We start from the raw sequence: 17,262 nt of genomic DNA, 5'->3' as shown, positions 1-17,262 counted from the left end.
TTTCAATTCCGTCAGCTGTTATGAGACGTGGTCCGGCTGCCGGATATGCTTAAATCCTCCGGCTTGAGGACCGGGAGAGCACCGTCATAAATCAGCTGGTTCGTCCCCGCACTCTGCCTGGAAAACACGGGCCCCGGCAGTGCGCAGACCTCCCTGCCCTGTTCAAGCGCAAGGGATGCTGTAATGAGGGATCCGCTGTTTACGTCCGCTTCCACCACAAATATTTTATCGGACAGGCCGCTGATAATACGGTTTCTGGCCGGAAAGTGCCACTTTTTTGGAGATCTGTCCGGAGGATATTCGCTCAAAAGCATCCCCTCGGCAGCAATATTTTTTGCCAGAGCGAGATGCTCCCTCGGATAAATACAACCAAACCCGGAGCCGAGCACCGCAATAGCCGGGGCTCCCATTGTTAATGCCTGCCGGTGGGCGTGGCCGTCGACGCCTCTTGCCAGTCCGCTGACAATCTGCACCTGCCCGTGCGAAAGAAATGCTTCCACAGCTGCTCTGCCGTACGAAGTCATGCTCCGGGAGCCGACTACCGCCAGCCGGGGGCCTTCTTGAAGCAGCTCTGTGTTCCCTTTCGTGTAAAGCACCCACGGCGCATCGTATATTGACTTTAAAGACAACGGATAGCGTTCGTCAAAATATGTAATCCATCCGATGCCCTGCTCCCGGTACCACGCGAGCCTCCGCTGCATGGCAAGCTGGGACATATATTTTCGCCAGGCAGTCAAATGGGCGCTGTTTACAGGCAGAAGATGAGGGTGCGTAAAGGGGAAAAGTAAATCACGGTCGCGGCGCAGCAGCTCTGTTACGTGCTTCCATTGAAAATAGGGAAATTCGTGGACAGCCAGAAGTCGTTCATTAAAGGAGAGATTTTGCATGAGGGATAGTCCTTTCAAGGGGGTTAATGGTTTTAGGGGGAAACACAGGAGAGAAAAAGAAAACCTCCGCCTGCCCGAAAGAGGCAGCGGAGGGCGGTTATTTTATACTTGTGGTTCGTGGGTGAGGCATTTTTCGTGCAGACCGCGTTCTTTCAGAACGTTGATCATCGTATCACCGATTTCTGCCGGTGTCGCTGCTACCTGCACGCCGCTTTCGTTTAACGTTTTGATTTTTTCCTCTGCGGTGCCTTTACCGCCGGAAATAATCGCGCCGGCGTGGCCCATCCGTTTTCCTGGAGGGGCTGTCGCACCGCCGATGAAGCCGACTACTGGCTTGGTCATATTCTGCTTGACCCATTCAGCTGCTTCTTCCTCAGCTGTGCCGCCGATTTCACCAATCATGATCACGGCTTCTGTGTCCGGATCGTCATTAAAGGCCTGCAGCACGTCGGTAAAGCTGGTACCGTTTACCGGGTCGCCGCCAATACCGACAGCTGTCGACTGGCCGATGCCTGCTTTCGTAAGCTGGTCTACCGCTTCGTACGTCAGGGTACCCGAACGGGAAACAACACCTACGTGTCCTTTTTTATGAATGTAGCCCGGCATAATGCCGATTTTGCACTCGTCCGGTGTAATAACGCCCGGGCAGTTTGGACCGACAAGGCGGGTGCGCTTGCCTTCCATAAAACGTTTCACTTTAATCATATCAAGAACCGGGATGCCTTCAGTTATGCAGATGGCAAGATCAAGGTCTGCGTCCACTGCTTCTATGATCGCGTCCGCTGCAAAAGCAGGCGGAACGTAAATAACCGACACGGTAGCACCGGTTGCTTCCACTGCGTCATCAAGCGTGTTGAAAACCGGCACACCTTCAACTTCCGTGCCGCCTTTACCCGGCGTCACGCCGCCGACGATTTTCGTACCGTACTCTAACGCCTGCTGAGTGTGAAAGAGGCCGGTAGATCCTGTAATTCCCTGAACAACTACTTTTGTATCCTGATTAATATAAATGCTCATAGGTCGATGGTCCCTGCCTTTCTATTGAACTAACGAAACAATTTTTTGCGCACCGTCTGCCATAGAGTCCGCTGCTGTAATATTCAATCCGGATTTTTCCAGAATTTCTTTGCCTTTTTCTACGTTCGTGCCTTCCAAACGTACAACAAGCGGAATCTCCAGTCCAGTCTGCTTCGTAGCTTCCACTACCCCGTCAGCGATGACGTCGCACTTCATGATTCCACCGAAGATGTTAACGTAAATGCCTTTAACAGCATCATCTTCAAGGATAATTTTAAATGCTTCCGTTACTTTTTCAGCCGTCGCACCGCCGCCAACATCCAGGAAGTTCGCCGGATCACCGCTGTAGTGCTTAATGATATCCATCGTAGCCATCGCAAGACCGGCACCATTGACCATGCAGCCGATATTGCCGTCGAGGGCAATGTAGCTTAAGTCATATTTGGAAGCTTCGATCTCCTTTGGATCCTCTTCATCAAGGTCACGGTAATCAAGTATTTCTTTTTGACGGTAAAGTGCGTTTGAATCGAAATTGAATTTCGCATCAAGGGCCATTACTTTCCCGTCCCCGGTCGTTACGAGCGGGTTAATTTCTGCGATAGAGCAGTCGTTGTCGATAAACACCTTGGACAGGCCAAGCATAAACTTCACTGCTTCTTTCAGAAGGTCTGTCGGGATATTCATGTTAAATGCCATGCGACGGGCCTGATAAGGCTGCATACCGATAGCTGGATCAATATATTCACGGAAGATTTTTTCCGGATTTTCTTCAGCTACTTCTTCGATTTCTGTTCCGCCTTCTTCAGAGCCCATCATCACAATGCGGGACGATACACGGTCGAGCACAACACCTAAGTAGTATTCCTTCTTAATGTCGCTTCCCTCTTCGATGTAAAGACGTTTCACTTCTTTACCTTCCGGGCCGGTCTGGTGGGTAACCAGTGTTTTGCCGAGGATTTCGTCAGCATATTTGCGGACGTCATCGAGGTTTTTAGCGAGCTTCACCCCGCCGGCTTTCCCTCTTCCACCTGCGTGGATCTGGGCTTTTACCACTGTTACGTCAGAACCCAGTTCTTTTGCAGCTGCTTCTGCTTCATCTACCGTAAATGCAACTTTTCCGTTAGGGACTGCCACTCCGTATTTACGAAGGAGCTCTTTTCCCTGGTACTCATGAATATTCATGCTTTTTCCCCCTCACCGTTACAATACGAATCCTTCTATCGACTGTGTAAGTGATTACAAAATCGAATCTGGGCAGAACGAAAGCCTCTAAATGGCCTCGCTCTCTCCCACACATCCTTTATCGTATAGAAATTTAGAAAAAAATTCAACATTTCCGTGAAAGTTTCTGCTGCGCGGTTTAGTTTTCATTTTTACCGGCCGTTTTTTTATCCATCCGGTAGATAAAGGCGAAGATTTCCGCCACCACTTCATACAGCTCTTCCGGAATTTCTTCATTCCATTCAAGCTCATGAAGCATATGTACAAGCCCGGCATCTTTATGCACCGGCACGTCCTGCTCAGCGGCCGCTTCAATAATTCGTTCCGCGGTCCATCCCCGCCCCTTAGCTTTGACGGCCGGCGCCTGTGAGGTGCCCTGCTTATAATTAAGTGCCACTGCTTTTTTCGTGGTCCAGTTCTGGTTGGAGGTCATATCCGAATATCAAATGCTCCTTTCCGTCCGGGTTCCCGGCCATGCTGCCTCTCCGCCGGCGCCGGATCTTCATGCCACTGAAGCGACACCAGATGGTAGTTTAACGAAGCCATCGCCGTTTTAAGCATGGGCTGGAAAAGATGCAGCGGCTGCTCCGGGCGCGGGTTTTCACTGCTGATATTTACCGTCACGTTTCGTTTATAAATCTGCACATCAGCGATTAAAGCGCCGAGCCGGTCCATCTCAAGCTGAAATAAAATATGGCACGTATCCGGATCGAGCTTTCCGTCTTCGGTACGTTTTCCCTCCCAGTGGACCACAGCATCCGAAAGCATTTCCCCCCACTTTGCCGGAAGATGGGAGAGCTGCTGGAGCCAGGCCTCCTGATCGGTCTGCTGCATAAGCTGCTGACCAGCCACATGGGCGACGGTCCGTTCATGCTGGGGTGAGAGTTCAGTTCTCGACATAATATGCGCCTGAGCCTGCTCTAAATGCCTGTAAGACGTCTGCATCGCTTCTTTACTCCCGCTTGCCGCCCAGGAAGACCAGCTCGAACTGCCGGTGTAATTTTTCAGCCATTCCACCATCTGCGGCGTATTGGCAAGCACCGTCACTGCTTCCGGGACCAGCGTGTGCCAGGCTCTCATCAGAACCTTTGCGCTCAGCTGCGGCGAGCTGCCCGGCTGCTGGATCGTCTGGTGCAGCTTTACCGCGTCTTCCACCTGGGACTGAAGCCATTTTTCCACGAATCCGCTGCTTATGGCCCCCTGACCGAGATGCTGCAGAAAGGCTTCAGCGTTCAATGGAGGCTGAAGACCCGCAAATAACCGGTGGATCAGCTGTGCGGCCTGACCGTTTTTGTCAATGACAGCCGCTGCGGCTGCCGCGGCGAACAGCTGCATCGGCTTTGTCGGAGCTTCGATGTCTCCTTTAAAGCTTCCCGGGGTGAGCACGGCACTGCTGATGGACTGATGAACGGCGTCAGACGCCTGGTGCCGGGCGAGCAACACGGTTAAATACTGGGCCGGCGACGAGCCGTGCAACACCTGGTGGACGCTTTGAAAGATGGATGTTTTTAAAGGGGCGCCTGCGCCGAGCATCCATTGAATCGTCTGCATCCCCTGCTTGTTTACGGTGCCTTCTCCTTTTAGCATCTGCACGCTTTTTTGCAGCGTTTCTCTCGTTACGGGCAGACGCATCTGTTCGAACATGCGGAATATGTACTGCTCCTGCTTTCCGGCAGGAAGGCCGAGCTGCTTCAGGAGCGCATGCCCTTTATCCCCGGAAGAAGCGGCAGCCCCGTTTGCTGCCACCTGCCATACCTGCCGGCCGTGTTCATTTTTCACCTGAAAATAATATGATTTACCGGTTTCCACCGGTGCTTCCAGGGAAGCGTGATACACTCTCCCGTGCACGGTAACCGCCGCCTGCTGCCCGGGGTACAGCTGTTTGACAGTGCCTTTAATAATCTGGCCGGCTTTAATTTCTTCATTTCCAGCTTGTCCTGTACGGTTTCCGGCATACGCGGATGGCAGCGACAGCTTCATCGATTCTCTCTCCTTTTACGAACGCCGGTACCCGGACACCGGCTGAAACGAATACCGGTGGATGGCACACCCGCCGAGACGATTTAAGCCGTCCAGGTGATTCTGGGTACCGTAGCCCTTGTTGCTGGCGAAATCATAGTCCGGATAGAGCGTATGATAATACTGCATATAACGGTCTCGTTCCACCTTAGCCAGAATAGAGGCAGCTGCAATCGACACGCTCCGGCTGTCTCCCTGCACCAGCGACTGCTGTTCAATATGTAATGGCAGAGTCATCGCATCTACCAGCAGGGCATCCGGAGCAGGTTTAAGATCCGCCACTGCCGTCCGCATAGCTTTTTTGGTTGCCTGGTAAATATTCAGACGATCGATTTCGTCCGCCTCGATATGAACAACGCTCCAGGCGACCGCCACCTCTTTAATTTTTATTTCGAGCTCTTCACGTTTTTTGGCGGAGAGCATTTTGGAGTCATTCACTTCCACCAGACTGACGTCCTTTGGCAGCACAACAGCCGCCGTAGTCACCGGCCCGGCCAGCGGCCCGCGCCCGACTTCATCCACTCCAGCGACCGCCTCGAAACCCCGGTCCCAATAATCCTGTTCAAACGAAAGCCGGCGGCAGAAGTCCTCGTACTTTTCCTGCTTCTGCTTCTGTCGTTTAACGTACCGCTGCATTTCCTTCTGGACGCCGGCCCGGGAGTCTTCCTTCCAGGCCTCCAGAAGCTCTGCATCCGGCTCCTCGTGTCTCTGCAAATATTCCTTTACAGCTATTATCGTCCATTTCTCCAATATTTTCACCTCTGCTGCACAATTATTCGCTTACGTCATCGTCCGGGCGTTCGAGACTGATGCGGCCGAGCAGCCCACCGCGGAACTCGCGTACGACCATTTCACCTGCTTTTTCGTAATCGATTTCCGCTCCTGCAAGCAGCGCTCCCCGCTTACGGCCGATGTCTTCAAACCATTCCAACGACGTCTCCCTCGGCTTATCCTCAAGTCCGAAACGCTGAAGCAGCTTTTCGGGGTAATACTCCTGGCAGATACCGATAATAAAATACGCAATATCCTGCAGATCCAACAGCTCGTCTTTAATGGCACCTGTCGCTGCAAGACGTTCCCCAACGTAAGGGTCTTCGAACTTCGGCCAGAGAATGCCCGGGGTGTCGAGCAGATCCATTTCCTTGCCCATTTTCAGCCACTGTTGATTTTTCGTAATTCCCGGACGGTCACCGATTTTAGCCGTCTTTTTTCCGATCCACTGGTTGATGAGCGTCGATTTGCCGACGTTCGGGATGCCGATAATCATTGCCCGTATAGCCCTTGGCTTAATGCCTTTTCTTTTCCACCTGGCCTGGAGCCGTTCCGTCTGCTGAAGCGCCGCTTCTTTAATCACATGCAGGCCCTTCTTGTGCTTGGAATCCACGTCCACGGCCTCAATTCCCTGATCGCGGTAATACTGCTTCCATTCCTCGGTTACTTTTGGATCGGCCAGGTCGGCTTTGGTTAATACGATCACCGATGGCTTATCCTGAATAATCGTTTCAAGCAGTGGGTTCCGCGAGGACCGGGGGATTCTTGCATCTGCAAGCTCGATAACCACATCCACCTGCTTTAGTTTGCTCTGCACTTCCTTTTGCGCCTTGTCCATATGTCCGGGATACCATTGAATGTCCATTTGTCTCCCTCCTTTCAAATTAAAATGGCGATGGCCACATATGGGTAAGCGGCCAGAACGTTATGACCGCTTCCCCGACAATCTCCTCTTCTTCTACGAGTCCGATAGCCCGGGAGTCATAGCTGTTCGGACGGTTGTCGCCCATCACAAACACCTGCCCCTCAGGAATACGGCTCCGTCCTGTTTTCTCCTTCAGTGTGAAATCGGTAGTCGCCGGGGGAGGGCCTGCTGCCAGGGTCTTTTTATCAAGAAACGGCTCGTCCACCTGCTCCCCATTAATAAAAAGCGTATCGTTCCTGTATTCGAGCGTATCGCCCGGCAGTCCGATGATCCGTTTAATGTAATCATCTTTATCGTTGGCGCGGAAAACGACCACATCAAACCGGTCCCACTCATGCAGCCATTTGCTTGATTTATTCAACAGCATCCGGTCTTCATCATGAATGGTCGGCTCCATTGATTCGCCTTTCACAACGACTGGAGCTACAAACAGCCAGCGTGCTGCCAATGCAATAAGTAATGCAATCATAATTACTGTCAGAAGATGCAGCCAATTGATGGGAAAGCGGCGTTCATTCATGCGGTCGATTCCTTTCTTTGTATAGTTTATCCGTATGAAAAAAGCTGCAGACGGAATACTCCGCTGCAGCTTTTTCTCCTGTGTCTTATCGAAGTTCTTTGATACGCGCAGCTTTTCCACGCAGGTTACGGAGATAGTACAATCTAGCTTGACGTACTTTACCGCGGCGTTTCACTTCAATCTTGTCGATTCTTGGGGAATGAAGCGGAAGAGTTCTTTCCACACCAATTCCGTAGGAAACCTTACGCACGGTGAAAGACTCGCTGATGCCTCCGCCGCGACGTTTAATAACGACGCCCTGAAACACCTGTACACGTTCACGGGAGCCCTCGACAACTTTCAAGTGCACTGCTACAGTGTCACCTGGGCGAAAGTCCGGGAGATCCGATTTTAACTGTTCCTTCGTTATGTCGCGAATAAGTTGTTGCATTTGTATTCGCCTCCTTCTCTCGCATGCTCTTGTCCACGATGAAAACAGCGGAGCACCGTAATTGATGACTATTTAGTCACAAAATGAATCATAGCACATTCCACGGGTGGAATCAACCGCCGGATTTACGTCTGATCGGTATATTTTTCCCAAAGATCCGGCCGGCGTTCTTTTGTTCTCTTTATTGCCTGGTTTTGCCGCCATTCAGCGATTTTTCCGTGGTCGCCGGACAGCAGAATGTCCGGCACCGTCATGCCGCGGAAGTCCGCCGGACGGGTATACTGCGGATACTCCAGCAGCCCGTCCTCAAACGAATCTGTGTGAGCGGACTGTTCATTGCCGAGCACTCCGGGTAAAAGGCGCGTAATGCTGTCTGCCATAACCATCGCGCCGAGTTCGCCGCCGGTCAGTACAAAATCGCCGATCGAGTATTCATCCGTGATTAGATGCTCGCGGATCCGTTCGTCATAGCCTTCATAATGACCGCATATAAACATCAGCCGGTCCTCGCCGGCAAGCTCCCGGGCGTCCTCCTGCTTAAACGGTTTTCCCTGAGGGCAGAGAAGAATCACCCGGTCCGGCGGAGCATCACCTGCGCTTTTAACCTGGGCGGCAGCGTCAAATACCGGCTGCGGCTTCAATACGAGACCAGCTCCCCCGCCGTACGGATAGTCATCCACCTTGTTATGCTTGTCGTCTGTATAGTCCCTTATGTCATGGGTATGAAAGGAGACGTGCCCTCTTTCAGCGGCCCGGGCAAGAATGGAGTGGCTGAACACACTTTCAAACATACCCGGAAACAAGGTTAAAAAGTCCATTCTCATTCCGGCAGCATTCCCTTCATTACCCTTACGGTAATACGTTTTTCGGCGACGTCCACATGCTGGACGACTTCTTCAATGTAAGGAAGCAGAATATCCTGCCGCCCTTCTGCCGGCTCCACCACCCACACGTCATTGGCTCCCGGGGTCAGGATTTCTTTCACATAACCGAGACGGATGCCTTCTTCCGTATAGACATCTGCATCGATGATTTCATGAAAATAATATTCCGTTTCTTCAAGCGGGGCAAGCGCCGTTTCCGGTACAAAAAGCGCCGCATTTTTCATCCAGTCCACGTCATCAATCGAATGAAATCCTTCGAATGTGAGCAGAATAAACTGCTTATGCGGACGGGAGCTTTTAATGACCAGCGGTTCATGGCCGGTTTCTGCCTCCGGCTTCTCCACGTATACCTTCTGCCCAGGTTGAAAACGGTCCTCCTCAAAGTCGCTGACGGATTTCACCCTGACTTCCCCCCGTACGCCGTGCGTGTTTACAATCGTACCTACATTAAACCATTCCATCTTCGTCACTCGCTTTGTGTTTTGATCTGATTTCTTTTACAATGCCCTCTTCCACTACAATGGTCCCCCAGTGCTCGCCTTCATGCCACGCGCTCCCCACCTCGATATCAAACATCACTTCCGTCGTTCCAAATGACAGCTCCGAGCCGATCGGAAGATGCTCGAGCTGGTTCTGTAAAAAATAAAGCTGCTGCAGCTCCTCTTTTCGTTTTTCAATTTCCTTGTTGAATTTATCCATGGCCGACCAGCGGCCGTTCTCGGTCTCCCGTTCCTTGTTCTGCTTTTGTTTTTGAAAACGAAGCTGTTCCGTTTCCTCGAGAAGCCGGGATTTCTGCTGCTCATATTTTTCCTGCAGCTCCTCCTTTAATGTTTCTGTCAGAATATGGTGAACGTTCATTTTTTTCATTACACGCAATTTATCACCTCTTCAAAGGCCCCGAAGCGGCAGCTAAACAGGGAGCTATTTTTGATCGTTCAACAGGTTAAGACGGACGTTTTTTCCTTCAGCCGAGGCTTTCGCCTGCAGAAGCGTCCTCACTGCCTGAATCGTTTTGCCCTGCCGGCCGATCACTTTTCCTGCATCCTCCGGATGAACCCTAACTTCAATAAGCACCCGTCCGTTCTCTTCCGATTCCGTCATATTTATATCATCCGGATAATCCACAATCCGCTCCAATATTATGTAGGCAAAAGATTTCATCCACTCATCCTTTCCTGATATGTATTATTTTATCACAAACAAGCGGCCCCCGGGTCTTTCTCCGCAGGCAGGAGATATACAGGCATGCCGTTACATAAAAAAAGACCGCCTCTCCCTCTTCATTCCGTGAGGAAATGATGGGCACAGACGATCTTTTTAGCTTATTACTTTGCGTGCTTTTCGTTGTGCAGACGGGTCATAAGACCTTCCTGCGAAAACAGGTTACGAACAGTATCCGATGGTTTAGCACCGTCGAGCATCCACTTGAGAGCCTTCTCTTCGTTCACGTGGAACTCGGCAGGGTTAGTCAGCGGGTTGTACGTACCGATTTCTTCGATAAAACGTCCATCACGTGGTGCCCGGGAATCCGCTACTACCAAACGGTAGAAAGGACGCTTGTTCGAGCCCATGCGCTTTAATCTGATGCGCGTTGCCATATGCAAACACCTCCATTTTTTTCTCACATTTGCTTATTATAATAGCTTCTTTGCGTGCTGTAAAGTGTTTTTCCTTGCCATATAAAAATTTTACATGAATGGCATCGAGAAATTGCCTTTTTTCTTACCCTTCTGCTGCGAAGTCATCTGCTTCATCATTTTTTTCATGTCTTCAAACTGCTTGAGCAGGCGGTTTACGTCCTGGATCGTCGTTCCGCTTCCTTTAGCAATCCGGCGCTTGCGGCTTGCGTTCATTAAAGACGGCTGCTGGCGTTCCTCTCTGGTCATGGAGCGAACGATTGCCTCCACCCGTGTAATCTGATTGTCATCCATCTGGACATTTTTAAGACCTTTCATTTTGCCGGCGCCCGGGATCATGCTCATAATATCTTCCATCGATCCCATGTTACGCACCTGGCCGAGCTGTTCGAGAAAGTCGTCAAACGTCAGATCCTGCGACCGCATTTTCTTTTCAAGCTCTTTAGCCTTGTCTTCATCCACATTGGTTTGCGCTTTTTCTATCAAAGAGAGCATATCGCCCATGCCGAGAATCCTTGAAGCCATCCGTTCCGGGTGAAACGGTTCAATGGCGTCAATTTTCTCTCCGGTACCGGCGAATTTGATCGGTTTATCCGTCACCGATTTAACCGACAGCGCTGCCCCACCGCGGGTGTCCCCGTCAAGCTTCGTCAGCGTCACGCCGGTAATGCCGAGCTGTTCGTTAAAGCTTTCTGCAACGTTGACAGCGTCCTGCCCGGTCATCGAGTCCACCACGAGCATGATTTCATCGGGATTGACTGCTTCTTTCATACGCTGCAGCTCATCCATCAAAGAATCATCCACGTGCAGACGTCCTGCTGTATCAATAAACAGATAATCGTAATGCTCTTCTTTAGCTTTTGCGAGCGACTGTTTGGCAATATCAACCGGGTCCGCTTCGGTTCCAAGAGAGAAGACGGGCATGTTCAGCTGCCGGCCGAGCGTCTCGAGCTGATCAATCGCTGCCGGCCGGTAGACGTCGGCGGCCGCCATCAGGGGCTGGCGGTTTTTGTTTTTCCGCAAATAATTTGCAATTTTCGCGGATGTCGTCGTTTTCCCGGCGCCCTGCAGGCCGACCATCATTACTACCGTCGGGCCCTTAGCCGCCTTTGCAATTTCCGCCTGCTCGCCGCCCATCAGCTGGGTCAGCTCTTCGCTGACCACCTTGACCACCTGCTGGCCGGGCGTTAAGCTTTTCATTACTTCCTGGCCGGTCGCACGGTCTTTTACGCTGTTGACGAACTGCTTTACGACTTTGTAGTTGACGTCTGCTTCAAGCAGCGCGAGCCTTACTTCGCGCATCATTGCTTTAACGTCTTCATCCGTCACCTTTCCACGGCTCTTCATATGGTCAAACGTGGACTGCAGACGTTCGCCTAATCCTTCAAATGCCATTACGAAACCCCTTCCTCTTCTAAATTTTCCAGCGTTTCTATCGTTTCAAGCAGCTGCTTCCTTTCCGGGAAATCGTCCGGAGCCAGTGCTTTTAACTGCTCGTACAGCGCCAGGCGCTCCTGGTATTTTTTATATAAACCAAGCTTTTCCTCATATTCCTCAAGCATCGTTTCGGTGCGCCGGATATTGTCGTACACCGCCTGGCGGCTGACGTTAAATTCCTCCGAAATTTCACCCAGCGAAAAGTCGTCTAAATAATACCTTTCCAAATAGAGCCGCTGCTTGTTTGTCAGCAGCGGCTGGTAAAAATCAAACAGTGAATTCATCCGAACTGTTTTTTCGAGCATGCAGACCACCTCTGGCGTTAAGTGCAATTACTTTACAGTTCATCTTACGAACCACAGCGGTTCTTGTCAAGAAATTGCATAACCGGATGCTACCGCTCCTCTGCATCGGCCGGCGTCTGTTCAATCATATCCTTAAACAGCCCGTAAACGAAATCCTCCGCTTCAAAAGGCTGCAGATCATCCAGCTTTTCCCCGAGACCGACCATTTTTACCGGAATGTTCAGTTCGTTTCGGATCGCCATTACAATACCGCCCTTCGCGGTCCCGTCAAGCTTCGTTAAGATGATGCCGGAAACCTCCGTTGCCTCCCGGAATGTTTTTGCCTGGCTCATGGCATTCTGGCCGGTGGTAGCGTCCAGGACGAGAAGCACTTCGTGAGGTGCCTCGGGAATTTCCCGCGTAATGACACGCTTTACTTTCGCAAGCTCATTCATCAGATTGACCTTGTTCTGCAGACGGCCTGCCGTATCGCAGAGAAGCACATCTGCCTGTCTCGATTTGGCTGACTTGATCGCATCATAAATGACCGCCGCCGGGTCACTGCCGGCCTGCTGCTTGATAACGTCTACTCCGGCACGCTCTCCCCAGCCCTCAAGCTGCTCAATCGCCCCGGCACGAAACGTGTCCCCGGCTGCGAGAACAACTTTTTTTCCTTCTGCTTTCATTTGATGGGCCATTTTCCCGATCGTTGTCGTTTTTCCGACGCCGTTCACGCCGACAAAAAGCATGACAGTCATTCCATCCGGATTCATGTTCAGCTTGGAATCTTCTCCGGTGCGATCCAGCTTTTCCGCCATTTTTTCCGTGATAAGCGGAGTCAGCTTTTCTGTCGTTCGGATATTTTTCAGGAGCGATTCGTTTCGCAGCTCGTCGATGATTTCCATCACAGTTTCCACACCGACATCTGAGCTGATCAAAATTTCTTCGAGTTCTTCAAAGAAATCTTCATTTACTTCGCGGTACTGGGCGAACAGTTCATTCATCGCTTCGGAAAACGACGACCTTGTCTTCGCCAGTCCTTCACGGAAACGGCTTGAAAGCGAGACGCGCCGTTCTTCTTCGGGCTCCTCTTTGCCTGATTTCTCTGCTTCCTGCTTCGCTTCTTCTCTGGCTTCTTCTTCCGCTGCTTCTCCGGCCATTCGTTTTTTTAATCGTTGAAAAAGACTCATGCTTTTCACTCCTTACACTTCCAGTAGTTCATCCGCTTCTTCCAGGCGGACAGATACCATTTTTGATACGCCTGATTCTTCCATTGTAATTCCGTAAAGTACGTCGGCTTCCTCCATGGTTGCTTTGCGATGGCTGATCACAATAAATTGGGTCGTTTCGCTGAACGAGCGCAGGTATTTCGCAAAGCGTACGAGGTTCGCTTCATCAAGAGCGGCTTCAACTTCGTCCAGTACGCAGAACGGGGCTGGTTTTACTTTAATAATGGCAAACAGCAGCGCGATGGCTGTCAGCGCCTTCTCCCCACCGGATAGCAGAGAAAGGTGCTGCCTTTTTTTGCCGGGCGGCCGGGCGGAAATATCCACTCCCGTATGAAGCAGATTCTCCGGATCCGTAAGCAACAGATCCGCTTCCCCGCCGCCGAACAGCTTCGCAAAGACGTGCTGAAATTCTTCGCGGATCGCATGGTACGTAGCGGCAAAACGCTCCGTCACTTCTCTGTCCATTTCATCGATCACATCCTGCAGCGACTGTCTTGCCTCCATCAGATCCTCCTGTTGGCTGCTTAAAAAGCGATGACGCTCCGTGACCCGCTCGCATTCTTCAATCGCCCCGAGATTCACAGTTCCGAGCTCTTCGATGCCAAGCTGAAGCAGGTGCACCTCGTCTTTTGCCTGCTCCGGGCTTACAGACAGCGTATGCTTCTCTTTCGCCCGTTCAAATGACAATTCATATTCTGACTGAAGGTAGGTGATTTTATTTTCGAGCGTCACATCGAGACGGTTCATGCGCACCGTCGTTTCATGAAGACGATCCCTGCTCTCCTGAAAGCGGTCATTCTGAACAGAGGCTGTTGCTTCGATTTGTTCTGCAGCGCGGGCTGCACGATTCTTTTGTTCATTCAGCTGCTCCTGCAGCCGCTCAATCTCTTCCTTAGCGGCTTTCGCTTCTTCGACCAATTCATCCCAGTCCTGGCTGCTATGATCGTTATTTAAATGCTCTTCCCAGGCAGCTGCACGCTCTTTGCGCCGCGCGACTGCCTGTTCAAGTTCTTCTTTTTCCCTATGGAGCCGTTCTTTTTCTTTATGCTGTGCAGAGACGTTTTCCCGGAGCGCTGCCGTCTGCACTTTTGCTTCTGTCTCCTGCTCCCGGAGCAGCGCTTCTTCCTCATCCCGCCTGGAATATTCCTGCTCGAGCGCGTCGATCGATGCTTTCAGCTCTGTGATGGTTTTCTCGACTCTCGTCCGGTTGTCTTCAAGCACCTGCAGACGCTCATCAAGACGTTCTTTCTCTTCCTCAAGCGAGGAGTATTCCCGGTCAAACATGCCAAGACGGGAATCAAGGCGGTCGTGCTCCTGCTCACTTTTACGGCGTGCTTCCTTTTTCTCCTCAAGCTGTCCGGAATATTCCCGGGCTCTCTGCTGCTTTTCGCCGGCAGTCGCTTTCTGCTTTTTTACAGCCTGCTTCGTGTTTTCCACTGTTTTCTCCCAGGCTGCGGTCTTTTCTTCTATTTCCGATAAATTATTTCTTAACTCGCGAAGCTCACGCTGTTTTTCGAGAAGTGTGCCCTTCTGGTTCTGCGTTTTTCCTCCGCTCATCGAGCCCCCGGGGTTTACGACATCTCCTTCAAGAGTGACTATGCGAATTTTATAGCTGCACGCTGCCGCCAGGCGGTTCGCGGTTTCCAGCTGGTCCACCACAAAAATATGGCCGAGCAGCTGGTCACGGACATGCTCATATCCCTGGCGGACATGTACAAGCTCCCCGGCCGTACCGACAAAACCGGTAAACGTCTGTGCTTTTTCATAGCTGGGCCGGTCGGCCCGTCTTGGACGTACCGTTTCGGAGGGGAGCAGCGTCGCGCGGCCCTTCTGATGCTTGCGCAAATATGCAATTGCCTCGCGTGCGTCTTTTTCTGTCTGCGTTACAATATGCTGCAGTGAAGCGCCTAGCGCCGTTTCCATTGCCTCCACATATTCTCCCGGGACATCCATCAGCTCGGCTACCGATCCGATAACGCCTGAAAGCTTTTGTTCCCGGGCCTTTAAAATTTCTTTGGCCCCCTGGTAATAGCCGGCATACTCCTCCTGCATTTCTTCAAGCATACGGATTTTTGATTTTTTTTCGTCAACGTACCGGTACGCTTTATACAGCTTGTCTTCCTGTTCTTTTAATTTCTCTTCCAGGCGCTGTTCTTCTTTGGTGGCTGCTTCAGCTTCCGAGCGTGCGTTTTCCGTTTGGCGGGAGAGCGCTTCTTCTTCTTTTTTCTGCTCTGTAACGAATTGTGCGGAATTCCCGCGCTCTTCAAGAAACGATTGATTATCCTCTTTCAATGCTTTCATACGCCGCTCGAGAGAAGCTTTCTGGTCTGTCACATATCGGGTCTCGTTCCCTACAGACGCCTGTTCGTTGAGTTTTTCAATATATTCGCTTTTTTCTTCTTCAAGGTCTTTTCCGTTCATTTCCTGGTAGGAGCGCAGCTGCTTTTGAACCGAACGCAGTTCATTCATCCCGCTCGTGAGCGTTTCGTTTTCTTTTTCATACCGTTCTTTTTGCTCCCGGTAAGCGTTTGTTACGCTGCTCAGCTTTGCCTCGTCTTCCTCGAGTGCCTTTTTTTCTGCTTCGAGCTTTTCGGCTGCATGTTTTCCCTGTTCATTTGAGAGGTTACGGTCCCCTTCACGCTTTTCGAGATTTCTGGCCACTTCCACATAGCCGCTCTGCACCTGCTGGTGAAACCGGGCAAGCAGGGCTTCGAAAGCCCTGGCTTTACGGGCGGCCGCTTCCGTCTGTTCTTTTTTCTGCTTCCAGCGCCTGTTGTGCTGCTCTTCTTTTTTCTCCTGCTCCTGAGCTGCTTTCCAATCGGAATGCAGCTCTTCAATTTCATGCACGAGCAAAGCCGATTCTAACGCTTCAAGTTCTTCACGCTTGGCGAGGTAGTCCTTCGCTTCGGATGCCTGTATCTGCAATGGCTCCATCTGCTCATTCAATTCGTGCAGAATGTCTTTTACCCGGTGCAGGTTCGCCTCTGTTGATTCAAATTTTCTTTCAGCTTCCTGCTTGCGCTGCTTGTACTTCAATACCCCGGAGGCTTCTTCAAACATCGCCCGCCGCTCTTCAGGCCGGCTGTTTAACACCTCTTCGACCCGGCCCTGGCCAATGATCGAAAATGATTCTTTTCCCATGCCGGAATCCATAAACAGATCAATAATATCCCTGCGGCGGCATTTTGTCCGGTTCAGCAGATACTCGCTTTCTCCGGAGCGGTACAAACGGCGTGTCACGCTTATTTCGCTGTATTCATATGGAAGGCTTCCGTCTTCATTATCAAGCACGAGCGTGACTTCCGCAATATTCAGTCCACGACGGGTGTCGCTTCCGGAAAATATCACGTCTTCCATACGGGCGCCGCGCAGCGACCGGGCCGACTGTTCTCCGAGTACCCAGCGGATGCTGTCGGAAATATTGCTTTTGCCGCTGCCGTTCGGACCGACGACGGTCGTAATGCCGGGGTTAAAATCAATATGTAAACGGTCGGCAAACGATTTAAATCCTTTAATTTCTATTCGTTTCAGGAACAAAGGTATGCCCCCTCTTATTTTATAGTATGTACTGACAGCGCCGGGCGCTGATCTCCGATGTTTATATTTTATCACAACACGCGCGCCGGCAGAACTCGCCCTAAATCCCCCTTTGTCAAACGCGGGAAAAACCACTACAATAATATTAACGTTGTCATTAAAACACCGTGAAAGCTTTTAAAGAGATGAACCACGGGTTTTTAAACTGGACGGAGTGGAGGAGAAGAAATTCGCATGAGTTTAGAACAAGCAAGCCGCGATAACCTGGATTACATGATTACTGAGCTGCAGAAAAAGCTGCAGATCGTCAATGTTTCTGTTATGCAGCCGGAGCATTATGATGTCGATCAGTACCATGAGATTAAAGAAATCTACGACATGGTGGATTCCAAAAATAATATCAGCGTCAGCGAGATGCAGGCCATCGTTTCCGAGCTCGGCCATCTGCGCAAAGGCTGATCCGC

General features: G+C 51.1%; 19 protein-coding genes. 1 reads left to right on the top strand and 18 read right to left on the bottom strand.

Features of this window, described 5'->3' with window-relative positions:
- Positions 1-11: 11 nt before the first annotated feature.
- The 18 genes from dprA to smc all read right to left on the bottom strand — a co-directional run bounded on the left by dprA (position 12) and on the right by smc (position 16,798).
- The gene (dprA, locus tag Q9M42_RS00920; RefSeq protein ID WP_322524655.1) at positions 12-887 is read right to left on the bottom strand and encodes a DNA-processing protein DprA; all 876 of its coding nucleotides are present in this window, start codon (positions 885-887) and stop codon (positions 12-14) included.
- A 102-nt stretch (positions 888-989) separates the two neighbouring features.
- Positions 990-1,904 (bottom strand): succinate--CoA ligase subunit alpha, encoded by a 915-nt coding sequence (sucD, locus tag Q9M42_RS00915; protein ID WP_322524654.1) that lies wholly within the window; start codon positions 1,902-1,904, stop codon positions 990-992.
- Positions 1,905-1,925: 21 nt separating this feature from the next.
- A complete protein-coding gene (gene sucC / locus Q9M42_RS00910; protein WP_022792755.1) occupies positions 1,926-3,086 on the bottom strand; it encodes an ADP-forming succinate--CoA ligase subunit beta in 1,161 nt (386 codons plus the stop codon).
- Between the two features lie 178 nt (positions 3,087-3,264).
- Positions 3,265-3,558 (bottom strand): EscU/YscU/HrcU family type III secretion system export apparatus switch protein, encoded by a 294-nt coding sequence (locus Q9M42_RS00905; protein ID WP_322524653.1) that lies wholly within the window; start codon positions 3,556-3,558, stop codon positions 3,265-3,267.
- Complete coding sequence (locus tag Q9M42_RS00900; RefSeq protein WP_322524652.1) at positions 3,555-5,105, bottom strand: hypothetical protein; 1,551 nt, start codon at positions 5,103-5,105, stop codon at positions 3,555-3,557. The genes Q9M42_RS00905 and Q9M42_RS00900 overlap by 4 nt, the downstream gene beginning before the upstream one ends.
- A gap of 15 nt (positions 5,106-5,120) precedes the next feature.
- On the bottom strand, positions 5,121-5,903 hold the full coding sequence (locus tag Q9M42_RS00895; RefSeq protein ID WP_322524651.1) for a ribonuclease HII: 783 nt from the start codon (positions 5,901-5,903) through the stop codon (positions 5,121-5,123).
- Positions 5,904-5,916: 13 nt separating this feature from the next.
- Complete coding sequence (gene ylqF / locus Q9M42_RS00890) at positions 5,917-6,780, bottom strand: ribosome biogenesis GTPase YlqF (protein ID WP_322524650.1); 864 nt, start codon at positions 6,778-6,780, stop codon at positions 5,917-5,919.
- Between the two features lie 19 nt (positions 6,781-6,799).
- Positions 6,800-7,360 carry a signal peptidase I gene (gene lepB / locus Q9M42_RS00885; protein WP_322524649.1) on the bottom strand — a complete coding sequence of 187 codons (561 nt, stop codon included), beginning with the start codon at positions 7,358-7,360 and terminating at the stop codon, positions 6,800-6,802.
- An 85-nt stretch (positions 7,361-7,445) separates the two neighbouring features.
- Complete coding sequence (gene rplS, locus Q9M42_RS00880; RefSeq protein ID WP_022792749.1) at positions 7,446-7,790, bottom strand: 50S ribosomal protein L19; 345 nt, start codon at positions 7,788-7,790, stop codon at positions 7,446-7,448.
- 125 nt (positions 7,791-7,915) lie between these two features.
- The gene (trmD, locus tag Q9M42_RS00875) at positions 7,916-8,614 is read right to left on the bottom strand and encodes a tRNA (guanosine(37)-N1)-methyltransferase TrmD (protein WP_322524648.1); all 699 of its coding nucleotides are present in this window, start codon (positions 8,612-8,614) and stop codon (positions 7,916-7,918) included.
- Entirely contained in the window at positions 8,611-9,135 is a 525-nt protein-coding gene (rimM, locus tag Q9M42_RS00870; protein ID WP_322524647.1) for a ribosome maturation factor RimM, read from the bottom strand. The genes trmD and rimM overlap by 4 nt, the downstream gene beginning before the upstream one ends.
- On the bottom strand, positions 9,122-9,541 hold the full coding sequence (locus Q9M42_RS00865) for a YlqD family protein (protein WP_322525241.1): 420 nt from the start codon (positions 9,539-9,541) through the stop codon (positions 9,122-9,124). Before Q9M42_RS00865 ends, rimM begins: the two co-directional genes overlap by 14 nt.
- A gap of 54 nt (positions 9,542-9,595) precedes the next feature.
- The gene (locus Q9M42_RS00860; protein ID WP_322524646.1) at positions 9,596-9,835 is read right to left on the bottom strand and encodes a KH domain-containing protein; all 240 of its coding nucleotides are present in this window, start codon (positions 9,833-9,835) and stop codon (positions 9,596-9,598) included.
- Between the two features lie 164 nt (positions 9,836-9,999).
- Entirely contained in the window at positions 10,000-10,272 is a 273-nt protein-coding gene (gene rpsP / locus Q9M42_RS00855; RefSeq protein WP_079476141.1) for a 30S ribosomal protein S16, read from the bottom strand.
- 90 nt (positions 10,273-10,362) lie between these two features.
- The gene (gene ffh, locus Q9M42_RS00850; RefSeq protein ID WP_322524645.1) at positions 10,363-11,706 is read right to left on the bottom strand and encodes a signal recognition particle protein; all 1,344 of its coding nucleotides are present in this window, start codon (positions 11,704-11,706) and stop codon (positions 10,363-10,365) included.
- Positions 11,706-12,053, bottom strand: a complete 348-nt coding sequence (locus Q9M42_RS00845) for a putative DNA-binding protein (protein WP_322524644.1) — start codon at positions 12,051-12,053, stop codon at positions 11,706-11,708. Before Q9M42_RS00845 ends, ffh begins: the two co-directional genes overlap by 1 nt.
- Before the next feature lie 89 nt (positions 12,054-12,142).
- Complete coding sequence (ftsY, locus tag Q9M42_RS00840) at positions 12,143-13,222, bottom strand: signal recognition particle-docking protein FtsY (protein ID WP_322524643.1); 1,080 nt, start codon at positions 13,220-13,222, stop codon at positions 12,143-12,145.
- A 12-nt stretch (positions 13,223-13,234) separates the two neighbouring features.
- On the bottom strand, positions 13,235-16,798 hold the full coding sequence (gene smc, locus Q9M42_RS00835) for a chromosome segregation protein SMC (RefSeq protein ID WP_322524642.1): 3,564 nt from the start codon (positions 16,796-16,798) through the stop codon (positions 13,235-13,237).
- Between the two features lie 234 nt (positions 16,799-17,032).
- Here smc and Q9M42_RS00830 point away from each other — a divergent pair, with 234 nt between their 5' ends.
- Positions 17,033-17,257, top strand: a complete 225-nt coding sequence (locus Q9M42_RS00830; protein ID WP_298784279.1) for a DUF1128 domain-containing protein — start codon at positions 17,033-17,035, stop codon at positions 17,255-17,257.
- The last annotated feature ends 5 nt before the right edge of the window (positions 17,258-17,262 follow it).

It is taken from the genome of Marinococcus luteus (assembly GCF_034497705.1).
Classification (GTDB): Bacteria; Bacillota; Bacilli; order Bacillales; family Marinococcaceae; genus Marinococcus; species Marinococcus luteus_A.
This window is presented reverse-complemented; position numbering and strand designations above follow the sequence as displayed.

What these genes read in the sequence shown, in the direction of transcription:
- dprA (WP_322524655.1), bottom strand. Translation starts at nt 887, where the DNA reads ATGCAAAATCTCTCCTTTAATGAACGACTTCTGGCTGTCCACGAATTT.
- sucD (WP_322524654.1), bottom strand. Translation starts at nt 1,904, where the DNA reads ATGAGCATTTATATTAATCAGGATACAAAAGTAGTTGTTCAGGGAATT.
- sucC (WP_022792755.1), bottom strand. Translation starts at nt 3,086, where the DNA reads ATGAATATTCATGAGTACCAGGGAAAAGAGCTCCTTCGTAAATACGGA.
- Q9M42_RS00905 (WP_322524653.1), bottom strand. Translation starts at nt 3,558, where the DNA reads ATGACCTCCAACCAGAACTGGACCACGAAAAAAGCAGTGGCACTTAAT.
- Q9M42_RS00900 (WP_322524652.1), bottom strand. Translation starts at nt 5,105, where the DNA reads ATGAAGCTGTCGCTGCCATCCGCGTATGCCGGAAACCGTACAGGACAA.
- ylqF (WP_322524650.1), bottom strand. Translation starts at nt 6,780, where the DNA reads ATGGACATTCAATGGTATCCCGGACATATGGACAAGGCGCAAAAGGAA.
- lepB (WP_322524649.1), bottom strand. Translation starts at nt 7,360, where the DNA reads ATGAATGAACGCCGCTTTCCCATCAATTGGCTGCATCTTCTGACAGTA.
- rplS (WP_022792749.1), bottom strand. Translation starts at nt 7,790, where the DNA reads ATGCAACAACTTATTCGCGACATAACGAAGGAACAGTTAAAATCGGAT.
- trmD (WP_322524648.1), bottom strand. Translation starts at nt 8,614, where the DNA reads ATGAGAATGGACTTTTTAACCTTGTTTCCGGGTATGTTTGAAAGTGTG.
- rimM (WP_322524647.1), bottom strand. Translation starts at nt 9,135, where the DNA reads ATGGAATGGTTTAATGTAGGTACGATTGTAAACACGCACGGCGTACGG.
- Q9M42_RS00865 (WP_322525241.1), bottom strand. Translation starts at nt 9,541, where the DNA reads ATGAAAAAAATGAACGTTCACCATATTCTGACAGAAACATTAAAGGAG.
- Q9M42_RS00860 (WP_322524646.1), bottom strand. Translation starts at nt 9,835, where the DNA reads ATGAAATCTTTTGCCTACATAATATTGGAGCGGATTGTGGATTATCCG.
- rpsP (WP_079476141.1), bottom strand. Translation starts at nt 10,272, where the DNA reads ATGGCAACGCGCATCAGATTAAAGCGCATGGGCTCGAACAAGCGTCCT.
- ffh (WP_322524645.1), bottom strand. Translation starts at nt 11,706, where the DNA reads ATGGCATTTGAAGGATTAGGCGAACGTCTGCAGTCCACGTTTGACCAT.
- Q9M42_RS00845 (WP_322524644.1), bottom strand. Translation starts at nt 12,053, where the DNA reads ATGCTCGAAAAAACAGTTCGGATGAATTCACTGTTTGATTTTTACCAG.
- ftsY (WP_322524643.1), bottom strand. Translation starts at nt 13,222, where the DNA reads ATGAGTCTTTTTCAACGATTAAAAAAACGAATGGCCGGAGAAGCAGCG.
- Q9M42_RS00830 (WP_298784279.1), top strand. Translation starts at nt 17,033, where the DNA reads ATGAGTTTAGAACAAGCAAGCCGCGATAACCTGGATTACATGATTACT.